General features: G+C 45.4%; 15 protein-coding genes and 1 tRNA gene. 6 read left to right on the plus strand and 10 right to left on the minus strand.

Features of this window, described 5'->3' with window-relative positions:
• On the plus strand, nucleotides 1-697 hold a 697-nt coding region (locus D5I41_RS21300; protein WP_208639147.1), incomplete at its 5' end, for a YadA C-terminal domain-containing protein.
• A 1,076-nt stretch (nucleotides 698-1,773) separates the two neighbouring features.
• On the opposite strand, the gene D5I41_RS17970 is transcribed toward D5I41_RS21300, so the two are convergent.
• Both D5I41_RS17970 and D5I41_RS17975 read right to left on the minus strand, forming a co-directional pair.
• The gene (locus tag D5I41_RS17970) at nucleotides 1,774-1,971 is read right to left on the minus strand and encodes a helix-turn-helix transcriptional regulator (RefSeq protein ID WP_162892860.1); all 198 of its coding nucleotides are present in this window, start codon (nucleotides 1,969-1,971) and stop codon (nucleotides 1,774-1,776) included.
• Nucleotides 1,972-2,416: 445 nt separating this feature from the next.
• Nucleotides 2,417-2,493, minus strand: a tRNA-Arg gene (locus D5I41_RS17975).
• 200 nt (nucleotides 2,494-2,693) lie between these two features.
• On the opposite strand from D5I41_RS17975, the gene folD reads away from it, so the two are divergent.
• The gene (gene folD / locus D5I41_RS17980) at nucleotides 2,694-3,548 is read left to right on the plus strand and encodes a bifunctional methylenetetrahydrofolate dehydrogenase/methenyltetrahydrofolate cyclohydrolase FolD (RefSeq protein WP_017029469.1); all 855 of its coding nucleotides are present in this window, start codon (nucleotides 2,694-2,696) and stop codon (nucleotides 3,546-3,548) included.
• A gap of 56 nt (nucleotides 3,549-3,604) precedes the next feature.
• On the opposite strand, the gene D5I41_RS17985 is transcribed toward folD, so the two are convergent.
• Together D5I41_RS17985 and D5I41_RS17990 are read right to left on the minus strand one after the other, a co-directional pair.
• Nucleotides 3,605-4,606, minus strand: a complete 1,002-nt coding sequence (locus D5I41_RS17985; protein WP_371860092.1) for a lytic murein transglycosylase — start codon at nucleotides 4,604-4,606, stop codon at nucleotides 3,605-3,607.
• Nucleotides 4,607-4,625: 19 nt separating this feature from the next.
• Nucleotides 4,626-4,913: a YcgL domain-containing protein gene (locus D5I41_RS17990; RefSeq protein WP_017242502.1), complete on the minus strand. Its 288-nt coding sequence runs from the start codon at nucleotides 4,911-4,913 to the stop codon at nucleotides 4,626-4,628.
• Nucleotides 4,914-5,090: 177 nt separating this feature from the next.
• Here D5I41_RS17990 and minC point away from each other — a divergent pair, with 177 nt between their 5' ends.
• From minC to minE, 3 genes are read left to right on the plus strand one after another with little or no spacing between them, the layout of a single operon-like run.
• Entirely contained in the window at nucleotides 5,091-5,753 is a 663-nt protein-coding gene (gene minC, locus D5I41_RS17995) for a septum site-determining protein MinC (protein ID WP_017029472.1), read from the plus strand.
• A gap of 11 nt (nucleotides 5,754-5,764) precedes the next feature.
• Nucleotides 5,765-6,577, plus strand: coding sequence for a septum site-determining protein MinD (gene minD, locus D5I41_RS18000; RefSeq protein WP_017029473.1), 813 nt, complete (start codon nucleotides 5,765-5,767; stop codon nucleotides 6,575-6,577).
• 7 nt (nucleotides 6,578-6,584) lie between these two features.
• Nucleotides 6,585-6,845, plus strand: coding sequence for a cell division topological specificity factor MinE (gene minE, locus D5I41_RS18005; RefSeq protein WP_017029474.1), 261 nt, complete (start codon nucleotides 6,585-6,587; stop codon nucleotides 6,843-6,845).
• Between the two features lie 52 nt (nucleotides 6,846-6,897).
• On the opposite strand, the gene rnd is transcribed toward minE, so the two are convergent.
• From rnd to yoaA, 6 genes are all read right to left on the minus strand, one after another.
• Nucleotides 6,898-8,016: a ribonuclease D gene (gene rnd, locus D5I41_RS18010; protein ID WP_119010986.1), complete on the minus strand. Its 1,119-nt coding sequence runs from the start codon at nucleotides 8,014-8,016 to the stop codon at nucleotides 6,898-6,900.
• Between the two features lie 116 nt (nucleotides 8,017-8,132).
• Nucleotides 8,133-9,815, minus strand: a complete 1,683-nt coding sequence (gene fadD, locus D5I41_RS18015) for a long-chain-fatty-acid--CoA ligase FadD (protein WP_119010987.1) — start codon at nucleotides 9,813-9,815, stop codon at nucleotides 8,133-8,135.
• Nucleotides 9,816-9,945: 130 nt separating this feature from the next.
• The gene (locus D5I41_RS18020) at nucleotides 9,946-10,794 is read right to left on the minus strand and encodes an alpha/beta fold hydrolase (RefSeq protein ID WP_235868947.1); all 849 of its coding nucleotides are present in this window, start codon (nucleotides 10,792-10,794) and stop codon (nucleotides 9,946-9,948) included.
• A 2-nt stretch (nucleotides 10,795-10,796) separates the two neighbouring features.
• Complete coding sequence (locus D5I41_RS18025; RefSeq protein WP_119010989.1) at nucleotides 10,797-11,342, minus strand: Slp family lipoprotein; 546 nt, start codon at nucleotides 11,340-11,342, stop codon at nucleotides 10,797-10,799.
• A gap of 37 nt (nucleotides 11,343-11,379) precedes the next feature.
• Nucleotides 11,380-12,081: a tRNA (adenosine(37)-N6)-threonylcarbamoyltransferase complex dimerization subunit type 1 TsaB gene (gene tsaB, locus D5I41_RS18030; protein WP_119010990.1), complete on the minus strand. Its 702-nt coding sequence runs from the start codon at nucleotides 12,079-12,081 to the stop codon at nucleotides 11,380-11,382.
• A 23-nt stretch (nucleotides 12,082-12,104) separates the two neighbouring features.
• Nucleotides 12,105-14,042, minus strand: a complete 1,938-nt coding sequence (yoaA, locus tag D5I41_RS18035; protein ID WP_119010991.1) for a DNA repair helicase YoaA — start codon at nucleotides 14,040-14,042, stop codon at nucleotides 12,105-12,107.
• Between the two features lie 173 nt (nucleotides 14,043-14,215).
• Here yoaA and purU point away from each other — a divergent pair, with 173 nt between their 5' ends.
• Nucleotides 14,216-15,049: a formyltetrahydrofolate deformylase gene (purU, locus tag D5I41_RS18040; RefSeq protein ID WP_119010992.1), complete on the plus strand. Its 834-nt coding sequence runs from the start codon at nucleotides 14,216-14,218 to the stop codon at nucleotides 15,047-15,049.
• Nucleotides 15,050-15,085 lie beyond the last annotated feature (36 nt).

The following is a 15,085-nucleotide window of genomic DNA, read 5'->3' on the forward strand; positions in this document are numbered from 1 at the left end:
ACGTTCAATTCGTAATGATGAACGTAGTCGAGCTAATGAAGACCGCTCGATCAACAATGAGACCAAGACAGAACATAATCGCCGTCAAATTGAAAATAACCAAGAAGGCATAAAAAATAACACTGATGCAATCAAAGACACTAACACTCGTATCACCGATGAAGTAGCTAAACAAGATACTATAAACAATGAAGCTAAGTCTGAACGATCCAATAACCGCAACGATATAAACAAGAATACCAAGCGTATTGATGACGAAATTGAAGCAGGAAAAAAAGAGTCAGAGGTAACTGTTCGCGCTGCTATCACTGAATTCGAAAAGCAAGACCGAGTCATAGAAAGACAACAAACCTCCATCGAATCTAACTCTACAGCGATTTCGAAGAACAGTGCGAGGATTGATAGTCTTGAAGAGGCAATCAAACAACAAGGACAAGAAATGAGAGAGCGCTATGACGGCGTTAAAGCAACAATGCATGCTGTTACCAATGCGCGCCCGGTAGCTTACGGCGTTGGTGAATTCGCGGTTGGTGCTGGTATTGGTGCTGCAGGTTCAAAACAAGCGCTAGCTATTGGTGGCGCCTACCGTTTTAATGAGTCTTGGAGTAGTTCATTTACCACTGCGTATGAAAGTGAAGGTAAACAAACTAAGGCTGACTTGTCTGCAGGTGTAGGTTTACATTACTCATTTAAGTAGATAGCTACTCAAATTCTAGATAATATAAAAGACGACTTATATGAATTAGTTCAGACTAGATCTGACACTTCAATTTGAAAAGAAGAGGGTTACCTACTTTGATTAAAGGTGCTTATTCCGTAATCAAAGACAACAAGAGGTAACTCTCATGCTTCATACTCGCAATCCAATCATCAAACACACAGCTGGCCTTCTCAATCTTGCAGGAGAACTCGGAAATTTATCTAAAACCTGTTAGATTATGGGCGTCTCCAAAGACTCTTTCTATCGTGATTAATAGTTGGTAGAAAAAGACAACAGGGTCAGGCTTTAGGTTTTTCCCCGCATTATTTTTTGTATGTCAAAATTGGCGGGCTATCTGAAACGTGTTAAAAAGTGAAAGAAACTTTGGGGCAGTTTCGTGTTACGCGACCCCATGAAAAATGATCTAGGCATTTCCAGCTTGTAGCCCTCCTTTCCCCATTCAATCGACCATATATTTCACAAACCAATGGTGTTTGTTCGCCCAAATCTTTCTAAATCTCTGAGAGATCCCTAACTACTTCCTCCAATCCCTAATTATTTTCCCGAGCCACATTGCCCTCTAGAATAGAGCTTGGCTAAGGTGAGTCAATCACAGAGCCCCTCTAGGCTCAGGATAGAATTTAGTTCTTCAAAATCAGTGCTTTAAAATCAAATTTGACGGTCTACCTAGGTTTCAAATCCCCATCTCTCCGCCACATTCGAAAGCCCATGCCTTAACAAATAGAGCTTATTTCGTTGCCCCAGTCGATTGGCATGTAACGAGCGAGTGGTACGAACATGTTCTTACTCAAAAACCGAAATACTACGCACACCACAACTTTGCTAAAGATAAAATACGTTTAGGCTTTGTTGCTGCATGAAGTGATCAAAGTAAATTAGACTTAATTACATAGTAAGGAAACCGTTAATCAGTTGCCGTTTAAAATAACTTACTTCAACGTATTCGTCGAACCAAAAAAGGCACATCGAAATGCACCTTATTCTCTTGGGAAACCATTGGGCAGTCTAATTGGGTGCCAAACAACCTGTTACTGTTCACACTCAAACACAGGCTAACTCTGCGCGCTCGCGAAACTATCATGTACCCAGTTATCAATTTCCTTTTTCGGCCACCCGATAACAACCCCATCACTTGAAATCGGCTTGGGGAAGAGTCCTTTTTGGCGAATACGCCAGAATGTCGTAGAGCTTAAACCTAAGTATTCTGACGTTTCTGTTACGTTCATTAACTTTAGTTGGTTTTTTTCCATCATTACTCCCCTAGATAAAAGAGACTAGCCAACCAACTTGGTTGGCCTTCAAAGCAATACTTCTGCATTCAGTCTTAGTTGGCTATAGGTGTTCTACTTAAACACCTATATTTCTGCTTTTTCTAACGTGGTTATGGGATCGTGATAGCAAAAATGTTTTTGTTCAAGAGAACTAAACTGCATCCTAGGAAATGCTTAGACAAAAGAAGGTTAGGTTATTTAGTGCCTGAGTGTTAGAAGCAATATGTTTTCGAGCTTTATGCTTTAGCTCTAATCTCACCTTTCAACTATCTCCCACTTTCTGAGTCAATATAAGAGCCTTCGTTATCGACTTTTCAAACCGTTTCAATTATTGCCAACTCCCAACTTGACTAATTACTTGACTAAAAACGACAGAAACGAAAAAGGCCTGATGACTCAAAGAGTCATCAGGCCTTATAGAATATGGCGCGCCCTGTAGGATTCGAACCTACGACCACATCCTTAGAAGGGACGTGCTCTATCCAGCTGAGCTAAGGGCGCGCTATGGGGAAGGATTATACGAGTTGAGATACAATGGTCAACGGCTTTATTGAACATTATGATCTAAGTGCCGAAAAAAAAGTCAGCACTATACATTGTGGATATAAAATACTCGACGCAAACGTTTGCTATGTAGCAAAACTGTTTCGTTTCTGCGACAATGCGCCAAAATGTTGAACCGCCTTAACTTAGGGATCGTCATGACTGCTCAAAACATTGATGGAAAACTGATTTCTCAAACCGTTCGTTCTGAAGTTTCAGCTCGAGTAAAAGCTCGCACTGAAGCTGGGTTGCGTGCACCAGGCCTAGCTGTTGTTCTTGTGGGTCAAGACCCTGCATCTCAAGTCTATGTCGGTAGTAAGCGCCGCGCTTGTGATGAGGTTGGCTTTGTGTCTAAGTCTTTTGACCTGCCATCTACTGCTACCGCGCAAGAGCTTTTAGAGCTGATTGACCAACTTAATGCTGATAATGAAATCGACGGCATCTTGGTTCAACTTCCGCTTCCAGCGGGTATCGACTCTACTGAGATCCTTGAGCGTATCACTCCAGAAAAAGATGTGGATGGCTTCCACCCTTATAACGTGGGGCGTCTTGCACAGCGTATGCCTAAGCTTCGCTCTTGTACGCCAAAGGGTATCATCACTCTGCTAGAGCGTTACAACGTACCAACACACGGTAAGCATGCGGTAATCGTCGGCGCTTCCAACATCGTTGGCCGCCCTATGACTCTTGAGCTTCTGCTGGCGGGCTGCACAACGACAACCTGTCACCGCTTTACTAAAGACTTAGAAAGCCACGTGCGTCAGGCCGATGTACTTGTGGTTGCGGTAGGTAAGCCTAACTTTATTCCGGGTAACTGGGTGAAAGAAGGCGCGATCGTGATTGATGTAGGCATTAACCGCCTAGACAATGGCAAACTAATTGGTGACGTTGAGTATGATGTTGCGCGTGAGAGAGCAAGCCTTATCACTCCAGTACCAGGCGGTGTTGGCCCAATGACAGTGGCAAGCTTGATTGAAAATACCATGATTGCCTGCGAGCAGTTTGGTAAATAAGGCTCAAAACAACATAACAACACAAAAAGAGCGAGGTTATCCTCGCTCTTTTTAAACTACTTCAGCTGATCCGCTAAGTGGCTCACTGCCAACCCAAAATAGTAGGAACGGTTCCATTTCATTAACACCTGATAGTTGTTATACACCAAGTACACCCGTCCTGACGACGAATCTGGTGCTACCAGCCAAGCATCTATATCGTTTTTAAGCTTAGGTAAATCATGCCCTTGCAGGTTTCGAACTCCTAGCGCTTGCCACTGTGCTAATGTTTTGGCTTGCTCAAGCTGTCGCCCAAAGAGGCTGTTATCTAGAGGCTCAGATAAGGTCACCTGACGACCCCAGGTGTAGGTATCATTCCATCCAGATTGCTTTAGATAGTTAGCAGCAGAGGCGAACACATCGGATTCATTCTTCCAAATATTTTTACTGCCATCACCGTTACCATCAGCCGCATAATTTAAAAAAGAACTTGGCATAAACTGAGGCTGACCCATAGCTCCAGCCCACGACCCTTTCATATTTCTCGCTGTGATATGACCTTCATCTAAGATGGTTAGCGCCGCCATTAACTCATTGCGGAAAAACGTCTCACGGCGCCCTTCATAAGCCATAGTGGTCAAAGCATCAATCACATTGTAGCCGCCAGTCAGCACGCCAAAGTTACTCTCAACGCCCCATAGAGCAACGATAAACCTTGGCTGGACGCCATAAAGCTCACCGATGCGCTCAAGCTCAGCTTGGTGTTTACGATACTTCTGCTTGGCCTGTTTTACTTTCCACTTTGGTACAGCTCTAGGTATGTACTCATCCAGAGTGATTTTGTTTTCTGGCTGAGAACGATCAGCAGACACTGCACGTGGTTTAAACTGAACATTAGCAAAGGCACTTTCTATGGTTTTAGAAGTAATCCCCTGCTCTGCTGCCTCGCTTTTGAGCGCAACAACGTATTCATCAAAGCTGGCACCTCGTTCAGGTATCTGCGTATTCGCTGATACTGAAAAACTACTTGCTAGTAAGATAAGCCCAATGCTTCTTGCGCACTTCAACATCCTTATCATGCTATCTGTATTCCTTTAGTTAATCAGCCGAATCGTCTTGCTCTTTTTTACGTCGCTTATAGGCATCCAATTCATTCTCAACTGGAGGTGGCAACTGCAGGAAGAAGCCATCGCTCAGCAGTGACTCTTTTACTTTATCGACATTGACAGTGGCAAGACCGCGCTTCGCTAAATTCACCACCATCACCATGGTCGGCTTACCGAACATCTGCATCAATTGATCTGGCACTGCAGAAAAATCATCTTTCTTAGTGATGTAGAGGTACATCCCCTGTTTTTTGTTACTTTTATAGATTGCACAAATCATATATCGCCTTGATCTATCGAGTTCATATCCAAGCTTAAACAGCTAAAGTGTCAATTTTAAAGACTTTGTGTAATTTTGAGCTTAAAACCAACATTTGACAACAAGTTACTTGTTCGTTGTCACTATGATAGATAACATAACAGGTAACTGTTTGATTATATGCCAAGGCTAGGTTAGATGTCTCAAACTCCAGATCTAAAGGGAAGCAGTTTTCCACTTACTGTGCTTCACATGTATGAGCACGACACTGATTCAGCAATTCGTTATTTAGATGAAAAAGTGGCTAAGGCCCCTGCCTTTTTCAAAGCTGCTCCACTGGTCGTTAACCTGTCTCAGGCAAGCTCTGAGCTCGATTTAGCTCGTCTCAAACAAGGCATTATTAATATTGGTATGGTGCCTGTAGGCGTCACCGATTGCACCAACAAACACCTCGAAAAGCTAGCAAGAGAAGCTGGGCTTGCTGTTATGACTGGTACCAACCGTCCAGATAAGGCACCCGTAGCCATTACGCCAAGCAAAATTATTCGTACTCCAGTGCGTTCTGGACAACAGATCTATGCCAAAGATAGCGACCTTATCATCCTGAGCCATGTGAGCGCTGGTGCAGAGGTGATCGCTGACGGAAGCATTCATATCTATGGCACTTTGCGCGGACGTGCTATCGCTGGCGCGAGCGGGCAAGCAGCCTCAATACTTTGCCATAACATGCAAGCAGAATTAGTCTCCATTGCTGGAAACTATTGGCTTAGCGAACAAATAGAATCTCACTTCTGGGGAGAAAAAGTGATCTTGGGTTTAACGGACCAAACCCTGCACTGCGATCTCCTCAATATTAAATAAAGGATAAAATGATGGCACGTATCATTGTTGTTACTTCAGGAAAAGGCGGCGTAGGGAAAACCACCTCCAGTGCTGCTATTGCATCGGGTCTAGCCCTGCAGGGTAAGAAGACCGCTGTTATCGATTTCGATATCGGTCTACGAAACCTAGACCTTATTATGGGCTGTGAGCGCCGCGTAGTGTATGACTTCGTTAATGTCATCAACGGCGAAGCGACACTAAACCAAGCGCTTATTAAAGATAAGCGCACAGAAAACCTATTCATTCTGCCTGCATCGCAAACTCGTGATAAAGACGCACTTTCTAAAGAAGGCGTTCAGCAAGTATTGAATGACCTAGACGAAATGGGTTTTGATTTTGTTATCTGTGATTCTCCAGCGGGTATCGAGCAAGGTGCATTAATGGCATTGTACTTTGCCGATGAAGCGGTTGTAACAACCAATCCTGAAGTATCATCAGTGCGCGATTCAGACCGTATCCTAGGTATTCTTGATTCTAAGTCACGCCGCGCGGAACAAGGCCTTGAGCCTGTGAAGACGCACCTGCTACTGACTCGTTACCATCCTGCCCGCGTAACTCAAGGTGAAATGCTTAGCGTGGAAGATGTAGAAGAAATTCTTCACATCAACCTATTAGGCGTGATTCCTGAGAGCCAAGCGGTACTGAATGCGTCTAACAAGGGCGTGCCAGTTATCTTTGACGAGCAGTCTGATGCAGGCATGGCTTACCACGACACTGTACAGCGTCTACTAGGTGAGCAGATCGAATTTCGATTCCTTACGGAGCCGAAGAAAGGTATCTTCAAACGTCTATTTGGGGGTTAATTAATTTATGTCTTTACTAGAATTTTTCCGTCCAAAAAAGAAGACGACGGCTAACGTTGCCAAAGAGCGTTTGCAGATCATTGTTGCAGAGCGTCGCAGTCATGACGACCCAGCGCCGTCTTACCTGCCAGAACTTAAGGCTGATATCTTGAAGGTTATCAGCAAGTATGTAGACATTGATCCAAATATGGTGAACGTCTCTTTTGAGCACAAAGATGATGACATTTCTGTACTCGAATTGAACGTGAAATTACCAGAAGAAGAGTAACTCTTACTCTGACAGAAAAAAGTAAGGCGATGATTTCTCATCGCCTTTTTTATCACTTCAATTTCTTGAGTAAACGCTCACCAAGCAGTGGTTTACGCCAGCCCTGCATTAAATCAGGGGTGGACTCTGGCGCCATGTTCTTACGCCATACCCAAGAGATAAGTTGGTTAACTTGCTTCTTAGAGGCCAAAAACTCTGGGGCAAGATGTGAGTCCTTCACCACCTTGTTCACTTCGTCTTTCAATGACTTGAAAGTCTGCTTGTAGTTTGGCAGATCAACCAGGCGATCAATCTTTTGCGGCCACTCTGCTTCTGGCGTGCTTTGCGCCTTACGCACAATATTTGCAATCACAGTGCTATAGCGGCGTACCGAGCGCACATCACACTGCTCTCTTTCCATATCTCGTGCTGAGGTGAGGCTAAAGCGAGCAACTGCGAGCAGATCGACTTCTTTAAACACAAAGTTAAGTGCTAAGTCTTTACGCAGTGCCATTTCATAGCGCCATGTTGCCAACGGCTTAAGAACGCTAAGTTGCTGTGGAGACAATTGCCATGCGCCCTTGATATCAAGGTACGCTTTCTCTGGCTGATGATGACGAATACGCTTAGACACCTGTAGCTCAGACTCTTGCATCGCATTCTGCCAGTAACCCGACTCCTTAAGAGCGGTTTGCAGTTTGTCAAATAGAGGCTGCAGATAGAACACATCCGCTGCCGCATAATCGAGTTGTTTTGATGTCAATGGACGAGCTAGCCAATCTGTACGCGCTTCGCTTTTATCCAGCGCTACTGACAAATATTCGTTCACTAAGGTCGCAAAGCCTGTAGAAAGGCCGTGGCCTAAAAATGCCGCCATTACCTGAGTATCGACCATAGGTGTTGGGACACTCTGGAAATGGTGCTGGAAGACTTCAATATCTTCACCACAAGCATGCAACACCTTAAGCACAGAGGTATCTTGTAGCAGTTGCACTATCGGAGTGACATCATCAATAACGGTGGTATCTATCAAGCTAAGAAGCTCACCATCGTACATCTGAACCAAGCCAAGCTGCGGGAAAAAAGTACGGGTACGGACAAATTCGGTATCCAACATCACCGCTTCTTTTTGACGGGCTTGTTCGCACGCCTGTGCCAGAGTTTGAGTGTCTGTCACTATCTGATAATTCAAAACAGTCTCTTTATATTTCCATAATTAAAAATGCCCCTGCATTGCATGCGCTGATTGCGTCTGCTCTACAGGGGCTTATATCGATCATACTACATACTGCTCAATATCGGTTTCGTTTAAGCCGATTTTGCTTCTTTAGGGTCAGTACGTAATTCACGACGCAAGATCTTGCCGACGTTTGTCTTTGGCAGATCTTCCATAAACTCAACAATCCTAGGTATCTTATAACCTGTTAGATGCTGACGACAATGGTTAATTAGCTCATCCTTGGTTAAAGATGGGTCGCGCTTAACTACGCAGATCTTAACCACTTCACCGGATACATCGTGCGGTTCGCCAATCGCGGCAACTTCTAGTACCTTACCATGCAGCGCAACCACGTCTTCGATCTCGTTTGGATAAACGTTGAAGCCAGACACTAGAATCATGTCTTTCTTACGATCAACAATGTGCAAGAAACCTTCATCGTCAAACTTAACAATGTCACCGGTTGATAGCCAGCCGTCTTGAGTGATCACCTCACGAGTTGCTTCTGGGCGTTTCCAGTAGCCCTGCATAACCTGCGGACCACGGACTTGTAGCTCACCCACCTCAGTGTTTTCTAAAGGCAAGCCTTCGTCATCAACAATACGAACCTCTGTAGAGGGTACAGGTAAACCGATAGCGCCATTGTAATCAGTCATGTCGTGTGGACAGCCCGATACCAGTGGAGAACATTCTGTCAAACCATAGCCTTCAAGCAAAAAGACACCTGTTGTCTTTTTCCATTTGTCCGCCACCGCTTGTTGAACCGCCATACCACCACCAACAGATAGCTTCATACGGCTAAAGTTCAGCTCGTGGAAATCTTCATTATTGACTAAGGCATTGAACAAGGTATTTACGCCCGTAATCGCGGTAAACGATACCTTCTTCAATTCTTTCACAAAGGTAGGAATATCACGCGGGTTGGTGATCAACAGGTTGTTGGCCCCCAACTCTAAGAACAGCAAGCCGTTCACGGTCAAAGCGAAGATATGATAGAGCGGCAGAGCGGTAACGACTAACTCCTTGCCCTCCTCTAGCTTAGCGGCATATGCCCCCTTAGCTTGCAATACGTTGGCAACCATATTGCGATGCGTCAGAACCGCACCTTTGGCCACGCCTGTTGTTCCACCGGTGTATTGCAAGAAGGCAATATCTTCACCACTCATAAATGGCTTAACATATTGAAGGCGACGGCCTTTATGCAATGCTTTTTTGAATGAGATAGCACCAGGAAGGTCGTATTTTGGCACCATGCCTTTCACGTACTTCACTACAAAATCGACAACCGTACCTTTGGCTGTCGGTAGCATTTGTCCTAGGCTCGTCAATACCACGTTTTTCACGGAGGTATTGTCAACGATTTGCTCAAGGGTGTTCGCAAAGTTAGAAACAATAACAATGGTCTCTACTTCGGCGTCATTCAGCTGATGTTCAAGCTCGCGAGGGGTGTAGAGTGGATTTACGTTCACTGCAATACAACCAGCACGAAGCACACCAAACAAAGCAATGGGGTATTGCAGCAAGTTTGGCATCATCAAGGCAACTCGATCGCCCTTTTTAAGCTTTAATTCATTTTGCAAATACGCAGCAAATGCACGACTTCTTTCTTCTAATTTACGATACGTCATTACCGACCCCATATTGAGGAAGGCAGGTTGGTCAGCAAACTTTAGAACACTGTTTTCAAACATCTCGACCAAAGATGGGTAGGTATCTGGGTCAATCATTTCTGGTACATCAGAAGGATATCGAGAGAGCCAAGGTTTATTCACGTTATTACTCCTGAAAAAATAGCAACGCATTATATACGACTATCAGGTTGAATTTCTTTGTTTTATTGCGATTCCATTACAGGATAGCTGGAAAATACAAAGGCGTTCAAATGGTGTTCACAAAAGCACACTAACCGAACAAAATTAGAGCGATTATTGCCTCAGAAATAGACCTTGGACAGGTTAAGTGGCAGTGATGACCACCCTTAATGTGTGAAATTCGCGTCGTTGGAGTACAAATTGAGCTCAAATGGGTAAAACCCGTATCCCCCAAAATGAGTAGATTTGACTTAGGAAGTGCATCAATAACCTGTTTCGCATGCGCTTCTGTCATCCGATACAGGGACTCAGCCTTGAGCTTTTTGTCGTGTCGCCAACGCCAACCTTGCTCTGTTTGCTCAGAATCTCGCTCCACCAGCGGAGTGATTTCATCAGCGTTTAAAACATAACGCTTAGCGCGCAGCTGCAGCATTTCTTCAAAACTTTCAAAGAAACGCGCTGGTTTTTTGCTGACTCTTTGCCGACTCAGCACACCCTTTCTCAATCGAGCTAAGCTGTTTTGTGGCGACTCGGATATCGGGCCATAACCCTCTATTTGAACCAAGTGATCGATATTCTCCGGAAAGGCTGCAGAGTAACAACTAGCGATAAGCGCACCCATTGAATGCCCCACTAGGGTTAGCGGGCAATTGAGTTCTTTCTTTAGCTCAGTGATAACTTGATGTAGGGAATCAATATAGTCATGAAAGGGGTAATAGCCACTGCGTGAGTGGGAGCTATAACCGTGACCAGGAAGGTCTAACGAGATGAGTTGGATGTCAGGGCTTTGCGAACGCATCACATCCATTAAAGGAATAAATGATGCCGCATTATCTAGCCAGCCATGTAGCATCAAAACACAATGCGAAGGGCTTTGTGATTCATGGCACAAAGCCGATAGCGAGTAGTCACTAACCTCAAAAGTGCGTTCTGATAACACCGTTATTCAACACTCTGCACGACGTGTCCTGTTCTAGGTCCATAGTTGACCTCTCGACAGTACAGCGAACGACAAGGGAACATACTCAGTGGTTCATCATGCACAATCAGCTTTTCTTTGATTTGCCATAGATGGTAGCCATCGGCATTAAGCACAGGGAATCGATATTCATACTCCCCTACTTTTCCACTCTCATTGCCAACAGGCTTTCCTAGCACAGAGATCAAACGCCCTTTGGTGAAGGTTACAGGATCTATAAAGCCATCGACGTAGGCAACAAAGCGCCCCTCAGGCTCTACATTGATATCCGGCTTGCCATCTTTAGCTATCGGTAGGTTCACTATTTCAAGGCGTGTTTTCGCTTCAAGATTCGTGATCTTGGCAATCACACCGCCAAGTCGTACTTCGGAGACCTCTTCGGTTGCGCTGTTCACCCAAGTCTCATAGTCGGTCACTATCTTCTCGTTGCTTGAAACAAGTGAATCAGGCAAAGAGCTACAGCCTGCTAATACTATGCCGAATAGAACAACGGTTATAAATCGATACATACAACCTCCATATACAACTTATCTAAGGTGGTGTGGATTATTCTCGCCCCGGAAGCTTCTTCCAAGCTACTTTGTCTCGCAGATAAACAGGTGACGCTTCTTCCGCCCCCACTTGATTGCCATTGGCAAGTTCGTGCTGAGCCAAAATAACGATATCTTGCGACTCAGGGTATAGTAGACCGCTGTCAGTGCGCTTAAGTTCAAGCTGATTTAACTCTTCCGCATACGCTTCCCAGCCAGTACCTACTTGAGCCCAAACTAATTCGCTTTCCGCCGTTTGCTGAACAAGCTCAGCAGGAGGAATTACACACTCTTCATCTTCGATGTGCCAAATGCCTGATTCCATACGGCTGAATCGGCCCCAGTACACCTCGCTCATGCGAGCATCAATGGCAGCAGCCACGTTGTTTGCTTGAGTCGTACGATACGCACCTTGAGCCATCGCTTGCAGGGTAGAAACACCCACCATAGGCAAATCAGCACCAAAGGCTAGGCCTTGAGCAATACCAATACCAATCCTAACACCCGTAAAACTGCCAGGGCCTTGGCCGTAGGCAAGGGCATCTAAATCCCCCAGTTTCAAACCTGCATCAACCAAGAGTTGATCCACCATCGGCAAGATCTTGGTGGTGTGTTCACGAGGGGCAACCTCACCTTTAGATAACACCTCTCCGTCAACCATAATGGCTGCAGAGCAAAACTCAGTTGAGGTATCTAGTGCTAGAATTTTCGCTTTCATCTATTACTCAATTATTCGCTGTACTATTCAGCTTCGATCACGACATCGGTCGAAGGCTGTAAGAAATTTATAATGTTCGAAACACTACGAGTGCGCGGTATCGGTGGCAGACTGGATAAAAACATTTTGCCGTAATCGCGTGTTACCAAGCGATTATCGCAAATAATCAGTGCACCTCTATCGCTTTTATCTCGAATTAAGCGCCCCACCCCTTGCTTCAATGCAATAACAGCATCAGGGAGTTGCACCTCATAAAAGGGTTCGCCACCGTTGAGTTTACAGTCCTCAATGCGCGCCTTTAATAGCGGGTCATCAGGGGCGGTAAACGGCAATTTGTCGATAATAACACAGCTTAACGCGTCACCTCTAACATCTATCCCTTCCCAAAATGCTCCGGTTGCCACCAGCAAGGCATCGCCTAGCTCAGTAAACTCTTTCAATAACGCCTGCTTACTACTCTCGCCTTGCATCAACACAGGCAAGTCTAGTCGTTGTCTAAAGCGTTCGGTGAGCTCTTTCATCATGGCGTGCGAGGTGCACAAAAAGAAGCAGCGCCCTTTGTTGGTTTCAATAACGGGCGTCAACATAGACACCAGCTTTTGCGCCATTTGCGGGCTGTTTGGCTCAGGCAAATAGCGAGGCACGCACAGCCTTGCTTGTGATTGATAATCAAATGGGCTGCTCAAGGCTAAACTTTTTTTTGCCTTTAATCCCAAACGAGAGGTAAAGTGCTGAAAATCGCCAGATACCGACAAGGTCGCCGAAGTAAACACCCAACTCCCGCCATGTGCATCCACTTGTTCTTGAAACTTATTGGCTACCGAAAGCGGTGTGATATTCAATGAAAAATGTCTTGGGGTGCATTCAAACCAGTAGGAATACCCCATAATCGAAGTATCACACACTCGCGTTAAGCGGTTTTGTATCTGAGTGACACGATCAAACGCAGTATCTAGAAGTTGGCTGCGACCCAACGCCATTTTGAGCACATCACGGCACAGCTGCAGTGCGTCTTGCAGTCGCTCCATCTCTCGTTGTAGCTTTTGATTCTTCAGCGCGTCGCGCCAGTTGCCACGAAAGCCTGGTTCACCCAGAGAAATGCGCATCTCAGAGGCCGAGCTCACCAGTTTATCCGCCACCTTTTGTAGCTGACGCATGTCTTTGGCTTCCGTGCGATAACCAATCTCTATGTCTTTGGCTAAATCCGCAATCTGCTTAGAGCTAATAGACTGACCAAAGTATTGGCTAGCAATATCTGGAATCTGGTGTGCTTCATCGAATATGAAGACTTCTGCCTCTGGCAACAGCTCACCAAAACCGGTTTCCTTTACCGCCATATCCGCCAAAAACAGGTGATGGTTCACCACCACAAGATCGGCCTCTAGCGCTTTATTGCGCGCCTTAAATACAAAGCAATCGCCGAAACTCGGGCATTCCTTTCCCAAGCAGTTTTCATTGTTCGAGGTAATGTCTGGGATAATTTGGCTGTCTTCGGCAAGATCTTCACACTCGCCAAGGTCGCCACTTTTTGTCGATGAGGACCAAGAACGAACCTTAACCAATTGGGTCAGTAATTGCGGGTCGGAATGGTGGCCGTGACTCTCGACAATCTGTCGGCTCAATCGGTCAAGGCACAAGTAATTGGCGCGCCCTTTTAACAGCGCAATGCGACCAGTAAAACCCAGTGCATCTTTCATCAATGGCAGGTCGCGGTGAAACAGCTGTTCTTGCAGGTTTTTCGACCCGGTAGAGACGATGGTTTTCTTACCGCTCAACAATGCAGGAGCAAGGTAGGCAAAGGTCTTTCCGGTACCCGTTCCCGCCTCAACCACCAGTTGAGACTGCTCTTTAATAGCTTGATGGACACTGTCTGCCATCATGGTTTGCTCATCACGCGGCTGAAAGCCAGAAATCGCTTTACCTAGTGCGCCATCGGCAGAAAAAACGGTACTGATATTCACAAAAGGGGCCTTGTTGATTGAGCGAGAAAATAATTATGTCAGCTTTTGCCATTTGGTGCGACTGTGAGCTTAGGGTGCTAGGCAATTTAGCCACTCGTTGAATTTGCAAGCAGGAGAAAAATTGGATAATGTCGAAGCAGACCTATTTTCATCATTTTTATTAAAGAGTCATCATGGAAAGAAAGACCCTACTCACCCATTGCTCTGACGAGCCTGGGCTGATCGCGAAGATCACCAATATCTGTTACAAACATCAACTGAACATCATTCATAACAACGAATTTGTAGACAACACCAGTGGTCACTTTTTCATGCGTACAGAGCTTGAAGGCAACTTCAACGATTCGGTATTTATGGAAGATCTAGCGTTTGCATTGCCTAAGAACGCCAGTAAGAAACTGGTGGATTCAAGCAAGAAGAAGGTAGTGGTGTTAGTCACCAAGGAATCGCACTGTATAGGCGATATCTTAATGAAAACCTTTGATGGTAGCCTAAATGTGGATATCACCGCAGTGGTCAGCAACTATGACATCTTGCAGCCATTAGTAGAGAAGTTTGATATCCCGTTTCGTCACGTAAGCCATGAAGGGCTAAACCGTGAAGAGCATGAAGCGAAAGTGAAGGAAGCCATCGATGGTTTTGACGCGGATTACCTGGTGCTGGCCAAATACATGCGTATTCTAACGCCAAGTTTTGTTGAGCATTACCGCAATCGTATCATTAATATTCACCACAGCTTCTTACCGGCCTTTATTGGCGCTAAGCCTTATCTTCAGGCGTATGAGCGCGGTGTGAAGATCATCGGTGCAACGGCACACTTTGTGACCAACGATCTGGACGAAGGCCCAATCATCAAGCAAGACGTGATCCCTGTGGATCATAACTTCAGCGCTCAGGACATGGCGCAAGCAGGTCGCGACGTTGAGAAGAACGTGCTGAGTAAAGCGCTAAACAAGGTAGTGAACGACCACGTGTTTGTTTACGGCAATAAGACCGTTATCTTGTAATCTTCTACAACTGAACCCCGTTTGGGGTTCAGTTCC

This window comes from Vibrio superstes, from assembly GCF_003569005.1.
GTDB classification, from domain to species: Bacteria; Pseudomonadota; Gammaproteobacteria; order Enterobacterales; family Vibrionaceae; genus Vibrio; species Vibrio superstes.